Raw genomic sequence first — 21,353 nt, forward strand, 5'->3', positions numbered from 1 at the left:
CCTGCCGTGTTGTCATGGCCGGTACCAGCGTTGTACCGCCCGTTCCTGCAGACGCAGACGGGTAGGGCCGCTGGCCAGCCATTGCTGATAGCCGCAGGTGGCGCGCATCAGAAAATCCAGCCAGGAGTTATGCCGCCGCAGTACCCGGTGCAGCCTGTGTTCTGCCACAGGATTAAACATGCCGTGACGTGAGAATAGCTGGCGCGGATTTTTTTTGACCCACAACCAGGAACCCATTTCCAGCGTTAGCGGTAAAAAGCTGCGTTCCGGCTGTTGTTGGGCTTCCAGATACAGATAATCCCAGATATCGCCATGGGTTTGATATTGCAGGCTTTGTGGTTCAAACAGATAGCGGTGATTCGGATGGGTTTGCTGGAATAACTCTTCCAGTGCCAGGATATCGGCCAGATGCGGTATCGGATGCACGCTGTGCGCATGGGGGAACCAGACCCGGTCGCGCAGGCCGAAACCGGAATGACAGTCTATCGCCACACTGAAGGGGCGGCCCAGTAATTCTTCGCGGACCGCGCGCACCAGTGCCTGATTCTCGATTTCCATCGGTGCATCGAGTGGCCCGCGATACCAGGGCAGATGGCGGCTGTAACGATGACCACCGAGCAGAAACGGCACTTTATCGAGCGCTTCGACCGGCGCATTGCGCATCAGATCGACACCGTTAGGATTGGCGCGGGTAGCCAGCCACATACCACCCGGATTCATTAGCGGCATAAACACCAGCCGCACGTCGTCCAGCATGTGCTGCAGACTTTTATCCCATTGCAGACGCGTCAGTAAGCCACGCAGAAAAGACAGCAAGACCTGAGTACCTATGCGTTCCAGTCCATGAATACCGCCGAAAAAACCGATTGCGGGTTTGGCCGGATCAGGATTACCCAAGGCCAGCCGGTACACTGGAAAACGCTTATGCTGTACATCCACATCACATAGCACCGCCACGTCCAGCTGAGACTGACCCAGCTGGATAATACGTTCCAATTCTTTTAACTCAGGCAATGCAGGCATGGCGGTGGCTGGAAAAAAAGACCCTGCCATCCTAGAGGACGAGGCCTTATAAAGCAAGAAAGACACTGAGCAGGATGGAAATATTTTTCAGCACCTGAATACCTGTGGTTTTTTGTCGTTTCTGTCGTCGCACATCCATTGTGTTGTGTGTTCGGGTGCAGACCATGGGAGAGCAAGGCAGTCCGTGCCAAAATGACGCAAGATGTCGGAAATGTACAAGTTTCATCTGCTTAAACCGTATACGATGCGCTGGCGACTGAGTAGCTGGGTGGCTGGATAGCTCGACAGCTGGCACTGGTTTGCTTTTTTGGAGAAAAAATCTATGTTTCCTGTACGTTTGAAAGAGGTCGCTAAGATTTATCACATGGATGCGGTGGACGTGCCAGCGCTGAGTGATATTACGCTCGATATAGCACCTGATCGCTTTACCGTGTTGTCCGGTCCCTCGGGCAGTGGAAAAACTACCTTGCTGAACCTGATTGGTTGTCTGGATCGTCCGGACAGCGGTCAGATTCTGGTTGCGGGTCTGGAAGTGCAAAAAATGAAGGATGATGATTTGTCGGATTTTCGTGCGCGTCATATTGGCTTCATTTTTCAGAACTTCAATTTGCTGCCTGTGCTCAGTGCCTATGAAAATATCGAATATCCACTGATACTCGCGAATGTGCCTGCGGCAGAGCGTAAGAAGCGCGTGCTGGCTTTGCTGGACGACGTCGGTCTCAGTAACCGCCGCGATAATTTGCCGGGCCAGTTATCGGGTGGACAGCGGCAGCGCGTGGCGATAGCGCGCGCACTGGCGATACAGCCTGAGCTGGTGCTGGCCGATGAGCCGACCGCCAATCTGGACAGCCAGACCGGTGCTGAAGTGATTGCGCTGATGCGCCGCATGCAGCGTGAACGTCAGGTGTCATTTGTATTCTCATCCCATGATCCGCAGATTCAGGCCGAGGCCGATGATGTGGTGTTTATCCGCGATGGCAAAATCGTCGGTAGCGCACAGAAGGAGGTACAGGCATGAATACCCTGATGCTGGCTATCCGCAATTTATTACGTAACCGCCGCCGCTCGCTGACCACGGTGCTGACCATGGTGGTGGGCCTGACCGCGATCCTGCTGTTTGGCGGCTATCGCTCGAATATCATGTATGGTTCGCTGACCGGCTTTGTGCAATACACCGGCCATTTGCAGATTCAGCGCAGCGGCTATTTTTTAGATGGCAGCGATAATCCTAGCGCTTATGGCATACGCGATTACCGCCAGGTGATCCAGGCTTTGCGCGATGATGCTGAACTGCGTCCTATGCTCAGGGTAGTGACACCGACGCTGCAACTGGGCGGTATTGCCGGGAATTTCGCAGCCGGTATTTCACGCTCGGTGATGGCAGTCGGTATCGTGCCGGAAGAGCGCAATGCCATGCTGCGCTGGAATCAGTATGGCGTGAAAAGTTACGCCTTGCCGATGCCGCTGGAAGGACAGAGCATTGACTCGGTAGTGGTCGGGCAGGGCGTGGCGCGCAAGCTCAAGCTCTGCAGTCTGCTGCAGGACAGCCATTGCCGCGATCAGCGCAAGGAAGAAGCCAAAGCTGTACCGAAACAAAGCGCGAATGAGAGCACGAATGAGAGCGCAGGCAGCAGCTTACCCGACGATATTTCAGCCCTCTCGGCGTTGGAAAAAGACAGCCAGCCAGTCGTCACAGAAAACCGTATTGAAATGCTGGCCGCCACGTCGGGCGGTGCGCCGAATGTCGCGAGTCTGCAGGCGATCAAGGCCAATAATATGGGCATCAAGGCACTCGATGATATCTATATGGCGATGCATTTGCAGCAGGCGCAGCGCCTGATTTATGGCAAGCGTGAACCCGAAGTCACCGCGCTGATGGTGCAGCTGGAACTGACTCAGCAAATCCCGCAGGCCAGAGCGCGTATTGCCGCGCTGCTCAAAGAAAAATTTCCTGATCAGACGCTGGATGTACTCGATTTTGAAGCTCTGAATCCTACCTATGGACAGACCAATCAGTTCATGGATTCCATGTTCAGTTTTATCGCGATGCTGATCGGTGTGATCGTCTTATTCACGATAGGGAATACCATGAGTACCGCAGTGGTGGAACGCACGGCTGAAATCGGCACCCTGCGCGCTATCGGCTTGCGCCGCTCCGGTATCCGCCGCTTATTCTTATGCGAGGCATTGGTGCTCGGTGTGATAGGCGCTATCCTGGGCGCATTGTGCGCGCTGGCGGTAGCTTACCTGATCAACCACAGCGGCTGGACCTGGACACCGCCCGGCTATTCCTATGCCTATCTGATCCTGGTGCGGGTAGGGCAGGATTTACCACTGCTGATCGGCAGTATGCTGAGCATGATAATCGTGACCACGCTGTCAGCCTGGTGGCCGGCTAACCGTGCAGCACAATTTGAAATTGTCGACGCTCTGCGTCATGTATGAGGAAAATTCTATGGCTACATTCTCTGTTTTGTCAGCAGCCCAAGCCTGCCGTTTCATGGCGCTGGCCTTGCTGGCTGGTCTGAGTGTCTGCAGTCAGCTGGCAATGGCGGCGACGCCGCAGGAAATTCTGGCGGCCAGTGATGCGATACGCAATCCTGATTTTCCTTTCGGTCTGACCAATACCCTGGTCGAATACCGCAAAGGCAAAGAGACCGACGCCAGCACACTGGCGATCTATTCCAAAGCCGATCCTAAAGGTGGCCAGTTCCGCAGCCTGGTGCGCTATCTGGCACCGGCACGCGATGCGAATAAGCTGATCCTGTTTAATGGTAAGGACATGTGGTTCTTTGACCCGTCCAGCAAAGCCAGTATCCGGCTGTCACCGCAGCAGCGCTTGCTGGGGCAGGCGTCGAATGGGGATGTGGTGACGGTGAACTTTGCCAAGGATTATCAGGCGGTCAGTGCCAGTGAAGAAGACACGCAGGATGGCGAGCGCCAGAACCGTCGCAGCATCAAACTGGAACTGAATGCCGCCAATGACAGTGCGAGCTACCACCGCATCGTGATGTGGGTAGACCAGTCCAGTATGCGTCCGATTAAGTCGCGTTTTTATTCCGAAAGCGGCAAGCTGCTGAAGACCGCGTATTACCGCCGTTATCAGACGGTGTTCGGTGCCGAGCGGCCGACTGAAACCGTGATCATCGATGGTCTGGAACCGGACTGGGTCACCATCATGCGTTACAGCGACTGGGTAAAACGCGAAGTGCCTGAGACCTGGCTGCAACGCGATTATCTGCCACGCTTTAAGCCGGAATAAGATGCCTGCCTCACAGTTGCGTTCAGCCCGCCACACCAGGCTGACACATCCAAACAGCGCGCTGCGCCTGGCTCTGCTGGCCGCTTTGCTGTGTAGCTCAGGTCTGACGCTGGCACAAACTGCGCCAGTGGAAGATCCTGATCTGGATGCGCTCAAGCTGGCCGATACCATGGTCAAAGCGCCGGAAGCACCGCGTGCCTGGCGCTTTTACGCTGAGGCGGGTGCCGGTGCGCAGCAACTGCGCCAGAGCAGTGGTCAAACCCGTGAGCAGCAGGAGCAGCGGCTTTCGTTTGATCTGCAATGGGATCTGAGCCTGCACCAACAATGGCGCTTGCTGCTGGCCGACCGGCTGGACCTCAACTGGCCCGCCAACAGCAAAGGCGAACACGCGGTCAATACGCTCAAAGAAGCCTATCTGAGCTGGAAGCCGCAAGACAGCCAGCTGTTGGATGTGGGGCGCATCAATGTGCGCAATGGCGTGGCCTATGGCTATAACCCGGTCGATTTTTTCAAGGAGGGCGCGGTGCGCTCACTGGTCTCGATTGATCCGGCCAGCCTGAAAGAAAACCGCCAGGGCAGCATCATGCTGCGCGCCCAGCAATTATGGGATGGCGGCTCCGCCACGCTGATTGCAGCACCGCGCCTGGCCGATGCCAGCCCGCAGTCTGGCTGGAATCCGGATGTGGGGGCGACTAATCACAGCGACCGCTATATGCTGGTGCTGAGTCAGAAAGTCGCCGACTTCTCGCCGCAATTCCTGATCATGCAGCAGCGTCATCAGCCTGCGCAGTTTGGTGCCACGATTTCCGGTCTGGTCAATGATGCGACCGTGACCTATCTGGAATGGGCCGGTGGTCACAGCACCCCGCTGCTGGATCAGGTCGTGCAAAACACAGCGTTGCGGCCGTTCGCAGAACAGCAAAGCGGACAAACAGCCTGGCATAATCAATGGGCAGCCGGTGTCAGCTATACCACACAGAATAAACTGACCCTGACTGCCGAGCTGCATATCAATGGACGTGCGGTGGATCAGGATGGCTGGGACAGGCTGCAACGCGGGCCTTTGCCGCTGTACGCCGCGTACCGCAATGCCGCGCAACTGGCACAGCAAAGCCCGACCCGGCAGCAATTGTTTTTGTATGCAAGCTGGCAGGACGCACTGATCTCTCACCTCGACCTCAGCGCCATGCTGAACCGCGACCAGCAAGACGCGAGCAAACGCCTGTGGCTGGAAGCCCGCTATCACCAGGGCAAACTGGACGTCGCCCTGCAATGGCAAAAAAACAGCGGCAGCGCCTTGAGTCAGTATGGCGCGATCAATACCGAATCCGGCTGGCGCGTGCTGCTCAGGCAGTATTTTTGAGTTTATGCGTATCGGACTAAGGCGGGAGGGCGCTCAGCTTGGGCGCTCTCCCGCTTTTTTACCTAAGTTGCCGGGAATTTGGCGATATACAGCTGACGGCTACCCATAGAAAACAATGCCCGGTGATGCATTAAAAAATCTTTGCCCAGTAAAATCTCTATGGTTCCGTTATCGTTTACAGGAAGCTGACTGATCATGATCTTTTGATTTTTTAAAATCAGTTCACCAATTTTTACTTCATCCAGTGTCGTCGTCCAAGTCTTTTCTTTTCCTGTGCCCGCGCCAACGGCTGTTCCTCCTTGTGTCAGTGTGCCGGAGGCAGGATCTATTCCGATACGCTTTGCGGCAACCGTACTTAACATAGAACGTTCGGCCGCTGTATCGATAATAGCGACAAATTTTTCGTTGTTAATCGTGATGACAAAATGCGGCCTATCATCGTTTTTGTCCGCTTCCAAAAACGGGACAGCAGTCGTTGCCCATGCTGGTGCAGGATAGGTTGTGCAATTCTTTGCACGGTAAAATTTAATTTCTTTTTGCTGTAAGTTGATTTCTAAGTCTGATTGCAATAAGTAATCTGCGCCGGCAATTGCATCAAAATAGGGTGTGAAACCCATGCCATTTAATACGAACAGGTAAGGCTTATCTACGCGGATGTTACCTATTGCCAGACTGTTGAGTTTGGTCACTGAACGGCTGGTTGATCCACCTATGCCGTTTATGGTACTGCTGGGTTTTCCTACAAAAAGATTAAATTTCTCTGCCGCCTCCGGCATGATATAGGTCAGGTTTGCACCTGTATCCAATAACAGTGTTGCCGGTTTTTGATTGATTTCGCCCTCAATGATTGGCAGGCGATTTCCACTTCCAAACGAAACGGGCAGGCTTGATAAAACCTCATATTCACACATAGCCTCCTGTGCAGATACCTGATTCGTAGCCAGCAATTCCAGGCTAAGCAGGCAGATCATTAAAAGCGAATTCTTGATTGTTCTCTTCATATTTTGGGTATACACAGGCGGTTGAATTAAAAAAAATACGGTGGTGTGAAATATAGCTGTTTTATTAAAATTATTAAAATTAATAAAATTAAAAGTGTTTGAAGAGCTTCGATACTTCAAAAATGGGATTTCAAATGGATATCCCCGACTCTAGCCTTAGACTGCACCCAACGTGGTTTTTTTGTACGGAATTGCAGATACACATCAATTTGATTTTGTAGTTCCTACCATATCTAATATAGTAGATGTATATTCTTATATAGTAGAAATTATGGATGTTAATCAACTCATTGCTCACCGGATAAGCGCGCTGCGTGATGCCCGCGGCTGGTCGTTGGATGGTCTTGCGCAACGCAGTGGGGTCAGCCGTTCCACGATTTCGCTGATAGAGCGGGCGGCGACCAGTCCTACTGCCGTGGTTCTGGATAAGCTGGCCTTAGCATTAGGTGTGACGCTGGGTTCCTTGTTTGAAGCAGAACCGGCGGTGACTTCACCTCCTTCTCCATTACAGTCGGCTGCGCAGCAAATTGTGTGGACAGACCCCGAGTCGGGTTATACCCGTCGTCAGTTATCTCCGCCCGGACTATCACCGTTGCATCTGGTTGAAGTTGAATTCCCGGCCGGGCAGACGGTTCACTATGAAAATCTGCATCAGGAACTGGATATTGCGCAGCAGGTCTGGCTGATATCCGGTCAGATGCGCATACAGGTGGGGGCGCTCAGTTATCTGCTGCTTGCTGGCGATTGTCTGGCAATGTCACTCAACGAGGCAATCACTTATCACAACCCTGGTCAGTGCAGCGCGCATTATCTGGTTGCGCTGATTAAGCCATGACATTTGCACAGCGCTGTCTGGCATTGCATTTCAAGAAAAATAAAGCAAAGGAGAAAATGGATGAACTACAGAATCTGCAGTTGGGATGCGCAGCAGGCGCAGGCGTATTGCGCTGAATTGAGTGAAATCTTATGTGATTGCGTAGAGGGCGGGGCTTCGGTCAGCTTTATGGCTGGCCTGAGTTTGCAGCGTGCGCATGCATTCTGGCAAGGTGTGGTGCAAGGGTTGGCGGCGGGTGAGCGGCATTTGCTGGTTGCCTTGGAAGGACCCGAACCTCGTGATGGTCTGCACACGCGTGAACGTGTGTTGGGCACGGTGCAGCTGGTCACTGCGATGCCTGACAATCAGCCGCATCGGGCCGATTTGTCCAAGATGCTGGTACACCGGCGCGCGCGTCGTCAGGGGATTGCGGCAGCCTTGCTGAGCGCAGCAGAACAGCGGGCGCGCGAACTGGGCAAGACTTGTATCGTGCTCGATACCGAAACCGGTGGTGATGCAGAACGTTTGTATGCGCGTGCTGGCTGGACGCAGGCCGGACAGATTCCGGATTTTGCGCTGAAGCCGGATGGCCGTCTGTGCAGCACGACTTTGTTTTATAAATTGCTCGCGGTCTGAAATGATGCAGCGACCGTGCCGTGTTTGCTTCCGGTAAATTTCAGCGTCGATTACCGTGTCTGATGTGTGTGGCTTTTGCCTACAATGCGCAGCGATGTAGCCGCCCTGCTGCCATGCGCATACAGCGTAGACAGCAGGCTATGGCCGGGTGGCAGAGGAGATAGGCTTGCTCTGCACCATAACTGCTCAGAAAGGACGATTAGCATGACGATGGATGTAGTGGATTATCGGATTTACGGCGACGATATGCAGTTCGTGGAAATCGAACTCGATCCGCACGAGGCCGCAGTTGGGGAAGCCGGTGCCATGTTTTACATGGAAGATGGCATACAGATGGAAACCATTTTCGGGGATGGATCGGCATCGCAAAGCGGTTTATTCGGCAAGCTGATGGGCGCCGGTAAACGTCTGGTCACGGGTGAATCTATGTTCACCACTGTGTTCACTAATCAGGATGGCATGTCCAAGCGCCGGGTCGCATTTGGTGCCTCCTTCCCGGGCAAGATCCTGCCTATGCATCTGGGTCAGTTAGGTGGCACGCTTTTGTGTCAGAAAGATGCTTTCCTGTGCGCGGCTAAGGGCGTCTCGCTGGGCATAGGTTTCCAGAAGCGTCTGGGTGCAGGCTTCTTTGGTGGCGAAGGATTTGTGCTGCAAAAACTGGAAGGCGATGGTCTGGCTTTTGTACATGCCGGTGGTGCGATTATAGAAAAGACTCTGCAACCGGGTCAGACTCTGCGTGTCGATACCGGCTGTGTGGTGGCGTTCACACCTGATGTGGATTTCGATATCCAGTTTGTCGGTGGTGTGAAAACCGCGCTGTTTGGTGGTGAGGGTCTGTTCTTTGCCACGCTGCGCGGCCCCGGTAAAGTCTGGCTGCAATCGCTGCCTTTATCCCGCCTCGCGAACCGTATAGTAGCGGCCTCGCAGATGGGCGGTGGCAAAGGTGGTGAACAGGGCTCGGTGTTAGGCGGACTCGGTAACCTGTTTGAAAACGACCGCTGATTTTTGCGTATCGCATACTGCAATTCTCCCTTCTGTCCCGGCACTCCCTCTGCCGGGATTTTTTTTTGCATACCGAGTACCAATGCACGACAGACCCGTGTATGGATGTGTCAGGCTGAATTGCTCTTGCCAGAATATTGTTTCTTTTAACATCCCCGTATCCTATGATGTGCCAGTTTAGGCGCAGAATTTTTCACTCAGAAACGGTACGCAAAAACGGTACGCAAAAACGGTACTCAAAAACGGTACTCAAAAACGGTACTCACCTATGGAGCAGGGCAACGATGTTCAAACACATCTCTTGTTTGGTTTTTTCAGGACTGGCCAGCTTCACTGTTGGCATGGTACAGGCGGCGGACACGGTCACATTAAGTGCAGCCGATCAGCAATTGAGGCAAGAGGTCGGCGCTTTACTGCAAAAGAAATGTGAGCGCGATGAATTTTCCGGTGCAGTGCTGATTGCAAAGCATGGCCAGGTGTTATTTGAATCGGTGTGCGGTGAAGCCAGCCAGCGCTACCATGTGCCGAATAAGCTGGATACAAAATTCAATATCGCCTCAGTCGGTAAGATGTTCACGGCGGTGGCGATCGCGCAGCTGGTGGAAGCAGGACGCCTTAGTTACGATGATAAGCTGGACAAATTCCTCGATGCGAGCTGGTTGCCAGCCGCAGTCAGCAAACGCATCACGGTAGGCCAGTTGCTCAACCATACCAGCGGCTTGCCTGAATTTCTGAGCCGGGCCAAAGCGCGTCACAGCTCACGCGCCATGTATAAAGAATTGGTGGACATGAAGCCGCTGCTGGAAGGATTGACGCCATCCTTTCCGCCCGGAACACGCTATTCGTATAGCAATACCGGTTATCTGCTGCTCGGTGCCATCATAGAAAAACTGAGTGGCGAAAATTATTTTTCCTATGTGCGCCAGCATATCTACCAGCCAGCAGGCATGCAAAATTCCGACAGCTATGCGCTGGATGACCCGGTCGACAATCTGGCAATGGGTTATATGGATATCCAAAAAAACTCAGGACGCAGGCAGGAAAGCAGTTTTGAAGGTCTGCTCAGAGGCAGTGCATTTGGTTGCGGCTATTCCACGCTACATGATTTACTGCGCTTTTCTGCAGCGCTGAACAACGGCAGCCTGCTGAAGCCAGAGAGTCTGCAAGTCTTATGGCAAAACCATACACCAGGGAATATGACCATGTCTAAGTATGACTATGGTTATGGTTTCCAATTGCATTCCGGCGACGCCGGGCGGGTGGTCGGGCATAGCGGACATTTTACGGGCGCGCGGGCGAATTTTGATATGTATCAGGACGCGGGCTATGTCGTCATCCTGTTATCGAATTATGAGCTGAAATTTCCGCTGGCTGAGGACATTGAGGACTTGATTGTGCAGGCAAAAGCGCAGACAAAAGGGCAGGCAAATACCGTCAGTCAGACGCAGCCTTTACATGCATCAGGCAAGTAAGGAAAACTAAGGAGAAATCAGCAGCACATCAGCGCCCCAAAAGTGGATGTCTGACTTTTGGGGCTCATCTTCTGCTTAGGCTTAGGCTTAGGCTGAGCTGTGGTACTACACTCAATTCTCGCAGCAGAGCTGCGACGACGTACGTGAGCGGTAATCCTCGATGAACTCATCAAAGCTGCCAGTTTGCTCTTGCTCCATCTGCGTCTGCTCAGCAATCGAAGCCTGTGCCAGATTGCTGAAGTAAGCGCGTTCTGCTGCGCTCGGTGGGCGTGCGCGGAAATCCGCTGCGAGTTGCTGGCTTTGTTTCAATGCAAAGCGTGGGAACGAATTGCCTTCCGCTGCGATTGCGCGCAATACCTGAGCCGATGGCGTCAGATCCGGATTGTCCAGGCGCGCCAGTTGTTGCTGCAGGCTGGCCTGATGGGCATTGCCGCCGCGCTGCTGATCGAGCAAGGCCGCAACCGGTGCGATTTGCGACAGTAATTCCTTGCCCCAGTCTTGCAAGCTGATGGACTGACCCTGACGCTGCAATTGCAGACCCGGACGACGGCCTTCTTTCACGGTGGCGGCAAAGTTAGCGGTGTTTTCTTCGCCTTCCGCTTCATTGGTGAGCGGGCTGTCATTAAGTGCGCAAAACAACAGGAAGGCATCCAGGAAGCGTGCTGTTTCCAGGTTGATGCCCAGGGGGTCAAATGGATTGACGTCCATGCAGCGTACTTCCACATACTGCACACCGCGCGCGCACAGTGCTTCGATTGGGCGTTCACCGGTACGGATCACGCGTTTAGGCCGTATGGTGGCGTAAAACTCATTTTCTATTTGCAGCACATTGGTGTTGATCTGTACCCATTCCCCGTTCTGACGCGTGCCCAGTGCCGCATACGGTGCATAGGGTTTGCGCACGGCCATCGACAGGCTGCGCATGTAATCAAGCAGGGTGTTATACGGCGGTACCAGACCATCCTGGGCATTATTCTGATAGCCCAGATCGCTCATGCGCAGGCTGGTCGCATACGGCAGATACAGCGTGTCTTCTGACAAACTTTCCAGCTGATGGGCGCGGCCACGCAGGAAGCCGGTTGCCAGTGCCGGTGAGGCACCGAACAGATACATCAGCAGCCAGCTGTAGCGGTGGAAGTTACGTATCAGCGCAACATAGTGTTCCGACTGAATATGCATCGCATCGCCACGGGTTTGCTCCGCCTGGGCCAGTACCTGCCAGAGTTGTTCCGACAAAGAATAGTTGTAATGGATACCGGCGATGCATTGCATGGATTTACCATAACGCAGTGCCAGACCGCGCCGGTACACATGTTTGATCATGCCTATGTGAGACTGGCCATACCAGGCGATATCGATGTCTTTTTCATCTGGCAGCACGCCAGGCATGGATTGGCTCCACAAAATTTCATCACCGAGTTCGGCATGCACAAAGCGGTGTATCTGATCCAGTTTTTCCAGCGCCGTTGCGATATCGGTTTCTGCCGGGGTGATGAATTCCATCAGTGCTTCGGCATAATCGGTGGTGATTTGCGGATGGGTCAGGGTGGAGCCCAGTTGCTGCGGATGCCCGCGGCGGGATAATTGCCCATCCTGGCCCACGCGCAGGGTTTCGCGCTCTATGCCGCGCAGGCCCTGGCTTAGCAAGGGCCTATGGGTGGATTGTCCGAGTAATTCCAGGCGATGTTGTAACAGTTGGCTCACAGGCTCCCCTTTTTTTGATTGGCTGCTGAGCTGCCTGAGTGGTGGCAGCGCGCAAGCTTTTAATTCTGACCCTCAGCAGACTGAGCGCTACTGCGGCCTCAGGCCAGCATGCTGCGGTATCGTGTCTGCCAGGTATTTATCTCATGTGGCGATGTCAGGACGATGACGCCAGGGCTTGCCCTTGTCCATCTGCCATTTTTGAGCAAGCATAGCCGAAATTTGCATTTCGCATCGGCAGCTTACGCAAAGCCTGTTGCCAGGTGCTGAATTTTTGCGGCAAAGCGCGTCTATAAAGCTGGCTCAAACTTACTTTTTTGGTAATATGCTCTATCCCGCACGCTGCCAGCTGCCAGCTAGTGCGGCTGTCGTTTGTTGCGTTCTGAATCTAAAGGTCTGCCATGCAATTTGCTTACACCATCATTTATGTGCCGGATGTAGCGGCTTCACTGCGCTTTTTTGAACAGGCCTTTGGCTTGCAGACCCGCTTTTTGCATGAGTCTGGCATGTACGGTGAACTGGAGACGGGAGCGACGGCACTCGCTTTTGCGGCGCATGCGATGGGGGATATGAATATCAAAGGCGGCCATGTCGCAGCACACAGCTCGCCACAACCGCTGGGATTTGAAATCGCCTTAGTCACGCAAGATGTGGCCGCTGCCCACACCCATGCCTTGCAGGCGGGTGCCAGTGAACTCGCGCCACCACAAGACAAACCCTGGGGCCAGACCGTGTCATATTTGCGTTGCCCTGACGGGGTGATGGTGGAACTCTGTACCGCAATTCAGCCTTGAGCAGGTTTTGCCTAAGTCCGGCTAAGAAAAAAATAAAAAGGAGTAAAACATGTCAGACATCGCGCTGGAACTAAAAAATCTGGTGAAAAACTTTGGCCGCCCGGCGGTCGATCATATTAATTTGCAAGTCAGACGCGGTGAGTTATATGCCTTGCTGGGGCCGAATGGGGCGGGCAAGAGCACGACGCTGCGCATGGTGGCTGGCTTGCTGGCGCCGGATAGCGGCAGCATCCATATCCTGGGTCAGGAGCTGGCCGCTGATCCTGCGGCAGCCAAGCAAAAGCTGGCTTATCTGCCGGATGAGGCGATGTTGTACAACAAGCTTAAACCCTTTGAATACCTGGAGTTTGTAGCGGGTTTATGGGGCATGTCGGCGGCGCAGGCGCAAAGCCGTGCGCAGCAGTTGCTGAGCTGGCTGGATCTGACTCAGCACGCTGATGAGCTGATCGAAGGTTTTTCTAAAGGCATGAAGCAAAAGCTGGCACTGGCCGGTGCGCTGATTCATGAACCCGAACTGATTATCCTGGATGAACCTTTAACCGGGCTTGATGCGGCGGCGGCACGTCAGGTCAAGGATGTATTGCTGCGCCATGTGGCTCAGGGCGGTACGGTTATCCTGACCACCCATATTCTGGATGTGGCAGAAAGGCTGGCGGAACGTATAGGTATTATTCAGCATGGCAGACTGATTGCAGAAGGCACGCTGGATGAGCTGCGTGCACGTACCGATAATGGCAGCGGCACGCTGGAGGATGTATTCCTGCAACTGACGGCCTCCGTCAGTCCGGAGCTGCAGGCATGAGTGCGCGCTGGCAGAGTAAGCCGGGCAGCAGCCTGTGGCTGTTCCGGCATGAATGGCGCATGTTCTTCTTTGATATGGGCGACGATAAGTCCGGGACTAAGCCTAAGCGGGGCATGCCACTGAGCGGCAAATTACTGAGTCTGCTGGTGCTGGCGGTGGTGCATGCGATGGCCTGGATGGTCTTGCGTGGTCTGCCTGCACTGCATAATCAGCCTGATCCCATGCTGGTGATGGCAGCCGGCATGGCGCTGGTTGTGCTGTTCAGCATGATGTTGTCTATGGCGTTGAACCGCAGTGTGAAAGCGCTGTTTGAGCGCGGGGATCTGGATTTGCTGCTGAGCTCACCTATGCCTGCACAAAGCATCTTTACCGTCAGACTGGCCAGTATCGTGCTGGGCGTGGCTTTTCTGTTTCTGCTGTTTTTATCGCCGTTTGCGCATGTCGGTCTGCTCATTGGTCAGTGGCGCTGGTTAGGGATATATCCGGCGATTCTGGCACTGGCAGTACTCGCGTCTTGTCTGGCTATGGTGTTGACACTGTCGCTGGTGAAATGGCTGGGTGCGCGCCGCACCAAGACGGTGGCCCATATGCTGGGCGCCTTGTCCGGTGCCGTGATTTTTCTCGGTTTTCAGCTATTTAATCAGTTTCCGGAAGAGAGCAAACAACGCGTGATCGCGTATTGCAAACCCTGGATACAGGAAGGTGGTCTGTTCGATCAGCATAGCCTGGTCTGGTTACCGGCACGCGCCTTGTTTGGCGCCTGGCAGCCAGCGCTGATTATCAGTGCAGTGGCGCTGGCGCTGTTCTGGCTGACCAGCCGCTACACCTGCCGTTTTTTCATCCACGGTGTACAGCAATCGGTGACTGCACCAGCCCGCGCGCGGTCAGTGTCTGAGCTCAGCGCCAGGCTGCATTTCCGTCAGGGTTTATACCGCAATGTGATGCATAAAGAATGGCGGCTGTTATTGCGGGATCCGCAGTTGCTGTCCCAGATCGCACTGCAATTATTGTATCTGTTGCCAGCAGTGTTTTTGCTCTTAAAAAATGGCATCCTGCTACCCGGAATGGCTGCAACCATGACTTTCCTGACTTGCTCGCTGACGGGTTCACTGATCTGGGTGATTGTTGCGGCTGAAGATGCTCCAGATTTGCTGCGTTCAGCACCGGTCACTGCGCGTCATGTGCAAACAGCCAAGCTGCTTGCAGCCTGCCTGCCGGTCGCTTTGCTGGTGTTGCCGCTGATTGTGTGGCTCAGCATGCGCCAGTGGCAAGCCGGATTGATTACTTTGCTCGGCTGCAGCGCCGGCATGGTGTCGGTAGCCTGTATCCATCTGTGGCTATCCAAACCCGGCAACCGCAATCAGTTTAACCGCCGTGGGCAGGGGCAAATCAGTGCCGGGATTATCGAGGCGGTTTGCAGCTTTTCCTGGGGTGGTATGGTGTTAGGATTTCTGGCCGCCGGCAGCTGGGGCTGGATTGGTGTGCTGACCGGACTACTGTCACTGGCAGTCGCCTGGTTGTTAAAGATTGAACGAAGCTGAGTTGCTGCTGTCACAGGCTGGTATTGCGTGCCAGTCTGGTTCCTGTAGTGCTGTCCTTATTGAGAAATGTAGGCCTAAGTATGCGAGTGTTTACCAAGAAGCGGGTGTTGATCGTAGCCGTGCTGGCTGCTGTGGCCGGAACTGCGGCGTTTGTACTGCATAAGCAGGATAGCAAACCTAAGGAAGAGGCGCCCAGGTTTAAAACTGCGGCGGTCGAAAAAGGCAATCTGAGCCAGACGGTGACCGCCAGCGGCACGCTCAATCCGGTCGCGCTGATTAATGTGGGTTCTCAGGTCTCGGGTACCGTGATCGAACTCAAGGCCGATTTCAATGACAGGGTGAAGCAGGGCCAGATTTTGCTGAAGCTGGACCCGACTATTTTCAACGCCCAGATCAAACAGGCCGAAGCCAGCCTGGCCTCGGCCGAGGCATCGCGGAGGCTGGCGCAGGCCACGCTGGAGCGCAATCAAAAGCTGGTGGCGCAAAATTATATTTCCGGGATCGCGATGGATCAGTCGCGCCGCGAGCTGGAAGTGGCAGAAGCCAACATCAAAGTGGCACGTGCCCAGCTTGATAATGCGCAAGCCAATCTGAATAACAGCGTGATCCGCTCGCCTATCGATGGCGTGATCATCAAACGTACTATCGATATGGGACAAACGGTGGCGGCTTCTTTTCAGACCCCGAATCTGTTCCAGATCGCGCGTGATCTGACTAAGATGCAAATCGATACCAGTGTGTCTGAAGCCGATGTCGGCGCGCTGCGCGATGGTCTGCCCGCACGCTTTGTGGTAGACGCCTATCCTGACCGGGAATTCGAAGCCAAACTGCGCCAGTTCCGGCTGGCAGCCAATGTACAGCAAAACGTCGTGACCTATAACGTGGTGCTGGATGTCGACAATAAAGACGAATTACTCAAGCCGGGCATGACCGCGCAGGTCAGGTTAGTGGTGGGAGCGAAGCAAAATGTGCTGCGCATACCGACGGCTGCCCTGCGCTACAAACCGAGCGAAGAAGAGCAGGCCCGCGAGGCGAAAAATCTGGCGGCGCAAGCTTCAGCCAGCGCCAATGCCAGTGCGGGTGCCGGCGCGGCGTTGCCACCACCTGAACCGGAAGACGATATCGCTTTCCGTTCCAAAAAAGAGCAGACGCGCAGCTTTAAGGTGTATAGGCTCAACGATAAAAAACAGCCGCAGGCAGTGGACATCAAAATCGGTTTATCGAATTTCCGTTATACCGAAGTGCTGTCCGGTGAACTCAAAGCCGGTGATCAGGTGATTACGCGTGCGCTGGATAAAGCCGGAGCCAATTGATGAGCACGGCTCTGATTGCGCTGCAGGGCGTCACCAAAAGTTATTTTTCGGGCGGTGTTGAAACCCGGGTTTTACATGGCATCGATGTGCAGGTGCCGCGCGGCGATTTTGTGGCAGTGATGGGGCAATCCGGTTCCGGAAAATCGACGCTGATGAATATACTCGGTTGTCTGGATCAGGCCAGTGCCGGTTCCTATTTGCTCAATGGGGTCGACACCCTGAGCCTGTCGCGCGCCGAACTGGCGACGATACGCAACCGCACCATAGGCTTTGTATTCCAGAGTTTTAATCTGATTAAGCGTATGAGCGTGGCAGAAAATGTGGCTTTGCCTCTGATTTATGCCGGGGTCAGCCGTGCCAAAGCCCATCAGAAAGCACTCAGTGAACTCGAACGCGTCGGGCTGAAAGATTTTGCACGGCGCTTGCCGAATCAGTTATCGGGTGGCCAGCAGCAAAGGGTGGCAATCGCGCGTGCGCTGGTGGCTGATCCGCCGCTGATACTGGCCGATGAGCCGACCGGCAATCTGGATACCCAGACCAGCGTAGACATCATGCGCTCTTTGCAGCAATTGAATAGCGAGCGTGGTATCACGATACTGTTGGTGACGCATGAGCCGGATATCGCTGCCTATGCCAAACGTCTGGTGCGTCTGAAAGATGGTCGTGTGTTATACGATGGCCCTGCCGCTGAAGGCTTGCGTCAGCTGGCTGCATCGCATACAGAAACGGTGGGTCAGCCATGAATGTGTTACAGGTATTTATCGAGGCATTCCGTTCCATGAATGCCAACCGGCTGCGCACTGCGCTGACCATGCTGGGGATTATCATCGGTATTACTTCGGTGGTGATGATGCTGGCGGTCGGTGAAAGTGCGAAGAAATTCATTTCCAAAGAACTGGAAATCCTGGGCAGTAATTTGCTGATTATTTCGCCGGGTGCTAACCGTACCCAGGGTGTACGTGCGCGTACCGGAACGGCACCTTCGCTTAGCTTTGAGGATGCGGCAGCACTCAATGAGCTGCCCAGCCTGAATGGTGCGGCGGCCGCATTGCAGGGCTTTTTCCAGATTACTTCCGGCAGCGATAACTCCAACAATTCTGTGCTGGGTGTGACGCCAGAAATGTTCAAGGTGCGTAACTGGAAAATAGAAACCGGCAGTTATTTCAGCGATTCCGATATACGTGCCGCTGCCAAGACGGTGATCATCGGTAAAAAAGTCGCCGATCAGTTTTTTTATAAAGCCGATCCGCTCGGTCAGTTTCTGCGTATCGATAATGTGCCTTTCCAGGTCACTGGCGTGTTGCAGGGCGAAGGCCGTTCATTTGACGGTGGCGATATCGGCGATCTGGTGCTGGTGCCGATTACAGCGGCGCGCGCCAACCTGATACGCAGCCCTTTCCCACGCAATGTGCATTATGTGATTGCCCAAGGTAAGTCGGATAAAGCCATGAAAGATGCGGAAACCGATATCAAGGAAATGCTGCGTGACCGCCACCGCATCAAGGCGGAACAGGAAGACGATTTCCGCATAGAGAATCTGGCTTCGATTGCAGAAGCCGGCGCCAAAATTTCAACCGGGCTGGCGGCTTTACTCGGCGCCATCGGCGCAATTTCGCTAGTGGTGGGCGGCATAGGTATCATGAATATCATGCTGGTTTCTGTGACTGAACGTACCAGGGAAATTGGTATCCGCATGGCGATCGGTGCCAAACCGCGCGATGTCTTGCTGCAGTTTCTGACCGAGGCGGTAGTGATTTGTCTGGTCGGTGGTCTGATTGGTGTTTTACTTGCGAGTGCAGGTGCGGCAGCGATCACGTCTACCGGTAAAATAGAGGTGGAAATCGGCATGCAGGCTATCATCATCGCCTGTGCCTTTTCCAGTTTTGTTGGTATCTTTTTTGGTTTTTATCCGGCCCGGCGCGCTTCCCGTTTATTGCCGGTGGATTGTCTGCGTTACGAATAAAGCGGCATGCTTGCAGCCTGAGCGGGTTGTTTGCGGCTAAGAATTAATTATTTATCCTGGAATTTGCGTATGCCTTATTTTGGTGTTGGTCTGCATTTGCTGATCGTTATTTATTTTGCTGTGCATGTGATACGCAGCGGACGTGAATTGTACTGGCTGTTCATCATGTTCATGTTTCCCTTACTTGGCTGTGCGGTCTACTTTTTTGCCGTGTATTTGCCGGAAAGCCGCATCCAGCATCATGTGCATAAAACCGTCAAGGCAGTCGCACGCAGTCTCGATCCTGAACGTGAATTGCGCGAAGCGCGCAGTGCATTTGAGCTGACACCGACCGCACAAAATCAGATGCGGCTGGCCAATGCCTTGCTCGACAGTGGTGCGGTAGCGGATGCTGCAATACAGTTTGACGCCTGTCTGCAAGGTCCGTTTGCACGTGATCCTGAAATCCGCCTGGCAGCGGCCCAAGCCCATTTACTGAGTCGTCATGCGGAACGTGCACTGGAGCTGGCCAGTGCCGTGCGCGCCGACAATCCATCTTACGCAGCTGAGCGTCAGGCGATATTACTGGCACAGATTTATGATGCGCTGGACAGACAGGCTGATGCAGAGCGCGAATTCCAGCTGGCGGCACAACAATTCGGCAGCCTGGATGCCAAAGTGGAACTGGCTGAATGGGCATTGCGTCAGTCGCGTCCAGATCAGGCCAGACAGATCTGCGCCGATATTGAGCTGAGCGCACGTCATATGCCAGCGCATGCACGTCAGCTGAACCGTGATTTGCTGAGCCGTGTTGAGCGTGTGAAGCAAGCTGTATCCTGATTTAGAGCGTGTGACGGAGCCCTTATGTTGACAGGTTTTCCCTACCAAATGCGCTATGAAATACCGGACATCGCGGTATATCAGCATTTGCGTCAGAGCGCAGGACTGAGCCCTAAATCTACCGCAGCCGCCAGCCTGGGTTTGCCTGCCAGCCTGTTTGCGGTGCAGATCAAGGATGCTGAGCAAACCATCGCGATGGGACGCGTGATCGGTGATGGTGGCTGCTTTTTTCAGGTGGTGGATATTGCGGTATTACCTGCATTTCAGGGGCAGGGTTTAGGTAAGCGTATCATGCAGGAAATCACAGCCTGGCTGGAGCAACACGTACCGGACAGTGGCTATGTGAGCCTGATTGCAGATGGCAAGGCACACCAGCTGTATGCACAGTTCGGTTTCGCAGCAACCGCACCCGCATCGATAGGCATGGCCAGAAAAATCACGAGATAAGATGAACACTGCAGAACATATCGTACAGGCACAACTGGATGCCTACAATGCCCGCGACTTACAGGCGTTTGTCGCCTGTTATGACGAACAGATCGAGGTATTCCGTCCACCAGCCGCCGAGCCTGTGATCACAGGCATCACGGCACTGGCGCAACACTATGCCGATAAGCGCTTCAACTTACCGGATTTGCATGCGGAGCTGGTCAATCGCATGGTGATAGGACAAAAGGTGATCGATCATGAGCGTGTGCATGGTGTGGCAGAGCACATCATTGAGGCGGCGGCTGTGTATGAAGTCATCGGACAAAAAATAGTCCGGGTCTGGTTTTACTAGGATGACTATGCAGCTGTTATCCGGCATCCACCACGTCGCTGTGATCTGTTCTGACTATACGCGCTCCAGACATTTTTACCATCAGATACTGGGATTACGCATATTGTCTGAGCACTACCGGGCAGAGCGCGATTCTTACAAGCTGGATCTGGCTTTGCCGGACGGCGCGCAGTTAGGGCCTGTTAACCTTTAAATTGCGCACACGTAATTTAAATGTTAGCAGGCCCTGGAGTTGTTTTCTTTTCCGGGTGCGCCACCACGTCCGTCATGGCCGGAAGCGCAGGGCTTGCGCCATCTGGCATTCAGGGTGCAGAATCTGGAGCTGGTGCTGGCGCATTTGCAGCAGCATCAGGTGGCTTGCCAGGAGATCCGTGTTGATGCATATACCGGACGGCGTTTTTGTTTTTTCGCCGACCCCGATGGTCTGCCGCTGGAACTCTATGAAGACAGCGGTGCGCCGGCGGAGTGAATTCCCGGGTAATACAATACACCGCCAGAACTGGCTGAAAAGCCGCGCGGGATTAACTTCATCAAACATGTCAGGAGGCCAGCATGTCGACTGTTCCCATCGTGATGGATATCGAAGCATCTGGCTTTGGCAAAGGTAGTTACCCGATTGAGCTGGGCTATTCCCAGCGTCATGGCGAAGGCTGGTGTACGCTGATCCGGCCCGAGCAGGATTGGGTACATTGGGATAGTCAGGCGGCGCAGGTACACAATATACCCAGAGAATTGCTGCTGGAGCGCGGCAAAACAGCGACGCTGGTGGCGACTCAGCTGAATCAGCAACTGGAAGGTTGTACCGTGTATAGCGATGGCTGGGGGCAGGACTATGTGTGGCTGGCACGTTTATTTGATGCGGCTGGCTGTTCTCCGCATTTCCGGCTGGCTGATTTGCGCGAAATCATTTCGCCGCAACAGGCGGTTCTTTGGCATGCGACCCGGCTGCAGGTGGAGCATGAACTGGCGATTACCCGTCACCGCGCCAGTAATGATGCGCGTGTCTTACAGCTGACCTGGCTGCGTACCTTGGATGCGAGCCGGGTTTTACATTAAAAATAAGCGG

The 21,353-nt window shown here is 54.1% G+C and carries 21 protein-coding genes and 1 pseudogene; 19 read left to right on the forward strand and 3 right to left on the reverse strand.

What is annotated here, in order from left to right; all coding sequences use genetic code 11:
* Positions 1–12: 12 nt before the first annotated feature.
* Positions 13–1,023, reverse strand: a complete 1,011-nt coding sequence (locus tag H8K43_RS17105; RefSeq protein ID WP_162019202.1) for a M14 family zinc carboxypeptidase — start codon at positions 1,021–1,023, stop codon at positions 13–15.
* A gap of 322 nt (positions 1,024–1,345) precedes the next feature.
* Here H8K43_RS17105 and H8K43_RS17110 point away from each other — a divergent pair, with 322 nt between their 5' ends.
* Genes H8K43_RS17110 through H8K43_RS17125 form a run of 4 tightly spaced genes read left to right on the forward strand, consistent with a single transcriptional unit; the run spans position 1,346 to position 5,648 of the window.
* Entirely contained in the window at positions 1,346–2,041 is a 696-nt protein-coding gene (locus tag H8K43_RS17110) for an ABC transporter ATP-binding protein (protein ID WP_162019201.1), read from the forward strand.
* Positions 2,038–3,468: an ABC transporter permease gene (locus H8K43_RS17115; RefSeq protein ID WP_186904976.1), complete on the forward strand. Its 1,431-nt coding sequence runs from the start codon at positions 2,038–2,040 to the stop codon at positions 3,466–3,468. The genes H8K43_RS17110 and H8K43_RS17115 overlap by 4 nt, the downstream gene beginning before the upstream one ends.
* A gap of 55 nt (positions 3,469–3,523) precedes the next feature.
* A complete protein-coding gene (locus H8K43_RS17120) occupies positions 3,524–4,285 on the forward strand; it encodes an outer membrane lipoprotein-sorting protein (RefSeq protein ID WP_186905017.1) in 762 nt (253 codons plus the stop codon).
* 1 nt (position 4,286) lies between these two features.
* Positions 4,287–5,648, forward strand: coding sequence for a hypothetical protein (locus H8K43_RS17125; RefSeq protein ID WP_186904977.1), 1,362 nt, complete (start codon positions 4,287–4,289; stop codon positions 5,646–5,648).
* A 62-nt stretch (positions 5,649–5,710) separates the two neighbouring features.
* Here H8K43_RS17125 and H8K43_RS17130 read toward each other — a convergent pair whose 3' ends face one another.
* Entirely contained in the window at positions 5,711–6,769 is a 1,059-nt protein-coding gene (locus H8K43_RS17130) for a retroviral-like aspartic protease family protein (RefSeq protein WP_186904978.1), read from the reverse strand.
* Positions 6,770–6,920: 151 nt separating this feature from the next.
* Here H8K43_RS17130 and H8K43_RS17135 point away from each other — a divergent pair, with 151 nt between their 5' ends.
* From H8K43_RS17135 to H8K43_RS17150, 4 genes are all read left to right on the forward strand, one after another.
* Positions 6,921–7,484 (forward strand): helix-turn-helix domain-containing protein, encoded by a 564-nt coding sequence (locus H8K43_RS17135; RefSeq protein ID WP_186904979.1) that lies wholly within the window; start codon positions 6,921–6,923, stop codon positions 7,482–7,484.
* Positions 7,485–7,544: 60 nt separating this feature from the next.
* Positions 7,545–8,099 (forward strand): GNAT family N-acetyltransferase, encoded by a 555-nt coding sequence (locus H8K43_RS17140; protein ID WP_186904980.1) that lies wholly within the window; start codon positions 7,545–7,547, stop codon positions 8,097–8,099.
* A gap of 204 nt (positions 8,100–8,303) precedes the next feature.
* The gene (locus tag H8K43_RS17145) at positions 8,304–9,101 is read left to right on the forward strand and encodes a TIGR00266 family protein (protein WP_186904981.1); all 798 of its coding nucleotides are present in this window, start codon (positions 8,304–8,306) and stop codon (positions 9,099–9,101) included.
* Positions 9,102–9,385: 284 nt separating this feature from the next.
* Positions 9,386–10,573, forward strand: a complete 1,188-nt coding sequence (locus tag H8K43_RS17150) for a serine hydrolase domain-containing protein (RefSeq protein ID WP_186904982.1) — start codon at positions 9,386–9,388, stop codon at positions 10,571–10,573.
* A gap of 111 nt (positions 10,574–10,684) precedes the next feature.
* Here H8K43_RS17150 and gshA read toward each other — a convergent pair whose 3' ends face one another.
* On the reverse strand, positions 10,685–12,277 hold the full coding sequence (gshA, locus tag H8K43_RS17155; protein ID WP_186904983.1) for a glutamate--cysteine ligase: 1,593 nt from the start codon (positions 12,275–12,277) through the stop codon (positions 10,685–10,687).
* 398 nt (positions 12,278–12,675) lie between these two features.
* Between gshA and H8K43_RS17160 the strand changes: the two genes are divergently transcribed.
* From H8K43_RS17160 to H8K43_RS17210, 11 genes and pseudogenes are all read left to right on the forward strand, one after another.
* The gene (locus tag H8K43_RS17160; RefSeq protein ID WP_186904984.1) at positions 12,676–13,068 is read left to right on the forward strand and encodes a VOC family protein; all 393 of its coding nucleotides are present in this window, start codon (positions 12,676–12,678) and stop codon (positions 13,066–13,068) included.
* 49 nt (positions 13,069–13,117) lie between these two features.
* Positions 13,118–13,870: an ABC transporter ATP-binding protein gene (locus tag H8K43_RS17165; protein ID WP_186904985.1), complete on the forward strand. Its 753-nt coding sequence runs from the start codon at positions 13,118–13,120 to the stop codon at positions 13,868–13,870.
* The gene (locus H8K43_RS17170) at positions 13,867–15,411 is read left to right on the forward strand and encodes a hypothetical protein (protein WP_186904986.1); all 1,545 of its coding nucleotides are present in this window, start codon (positions 13,867–13,869) and stop codon (positions 15,409–15,411) included. Before H8K43_RS17165 ends, H8K43_RS17170 begins: the two co-directional genes overlap by 4 nt.
* 80 nt (positions 15,412–15,491) lie before the next feature.
* Complete coding sequence (locus tag H8K43_RS17175) at positions 15,492–16,724, forward strand: efflux RND transporter periplasmic adaptor subunit (RefSeq protein WP_186904987.1); 1,233 nt, start codon at positions 15,492–15,494, stop codon at positions 16,722–16,724.
* The gene (locus tag H8K43_RS17180) at positions 16,724–17,467 is read left to right on the forward strand and encodes an ABC transporter ATP-binding protein (RefSeq protein WP_186904988.1); all 744 of its coding nucleotides are present in this window, start codon (positions 16,724–16,726) and stop codon (positions 17,465–17,467) included. Before H8K43_RS17175 ends, H8K43_RS17180 begins: the two co-directional genes overlap by 1 nt.
* Complete coding sequence (locus tag H8K43_RS17185) at positions 17,464–18,687, forward strand: ABC transporter permease (RefSeq protein ID WP_230404071.1); 1,224 nt, start codon at positions 17,464–17,466, stop codon at positions 18,685–18,687. The genes H8K43_RS17180 and H8K43_RS17185 overlap by 4 nt, the downstream gene beginning before the upstream one ends.
* 69 nt (positions 18,688–18,756) lie before the next feature.
* A complete protein-coding gene (locus H8K43_RS17190) occupies positions 18,757–19,506 on the forward strand; it encodes a hypothetical protein (protein WP_186904989.1) in 750 nt (249 codons plus the stop codon).
* 24 nt (positions 19,507–19,530) lie between these two features.
* Complete coding sequence (locus tag H8K43_RS17195; RefSeq protein ID WP_186904990.1) at positions 19,531–19,953, forward strand: GNAT family N-acetyltransferase; 423 nt, start codon at positions 19,531–19,533, stop codon at positions 19,951–19,953.
* A 1-nt stretch (position 19,954) separates the two neighbouring features.
* A complete protein-coding gene (locus tag H8K43_RS17200) occupies positions 19,955–20,287 on the forward strand; it encodes a nuclear transport factor 2 family protein (RefSeq protein WP_186904991.1) in 333 nt (110 codons plus the stop codon).
* A gap of 7 nt (positions 20,288–20,294) precedes the next feature.
* A pseudogene (locus H8K43_RS17205) lies at positions 20,295–20,756 on the forward strand (VOC family protein).
* A gap of 83 nt (positions 20,757–20,839) precedes the next feature.
* Positions 20,840–21,343, forward strand: a complete 504-nt coding sequence (locus H8K43_RS17210) for a hypothetical protein (protein ID WP_186904992.1) — start codon at positions 20,840–20,842, stop codon at positions 21,341–21,343.
* The last annotated feature ends 10 nt before the right edge of the window (positions 21,344–21,353 follow it).

Origin of the sequence: Cognatundibacterium curvum (genome assembly GCF_014284235.1) — a bacterium.
In the GTDB taxonomy this organism is placed as follows: Bacteria; Pseudomonadota; Gammaproteobacteria; order Burkholderiales; family Burkholderiaceae_D; genus Undibacterium; species Undibacterium curvum.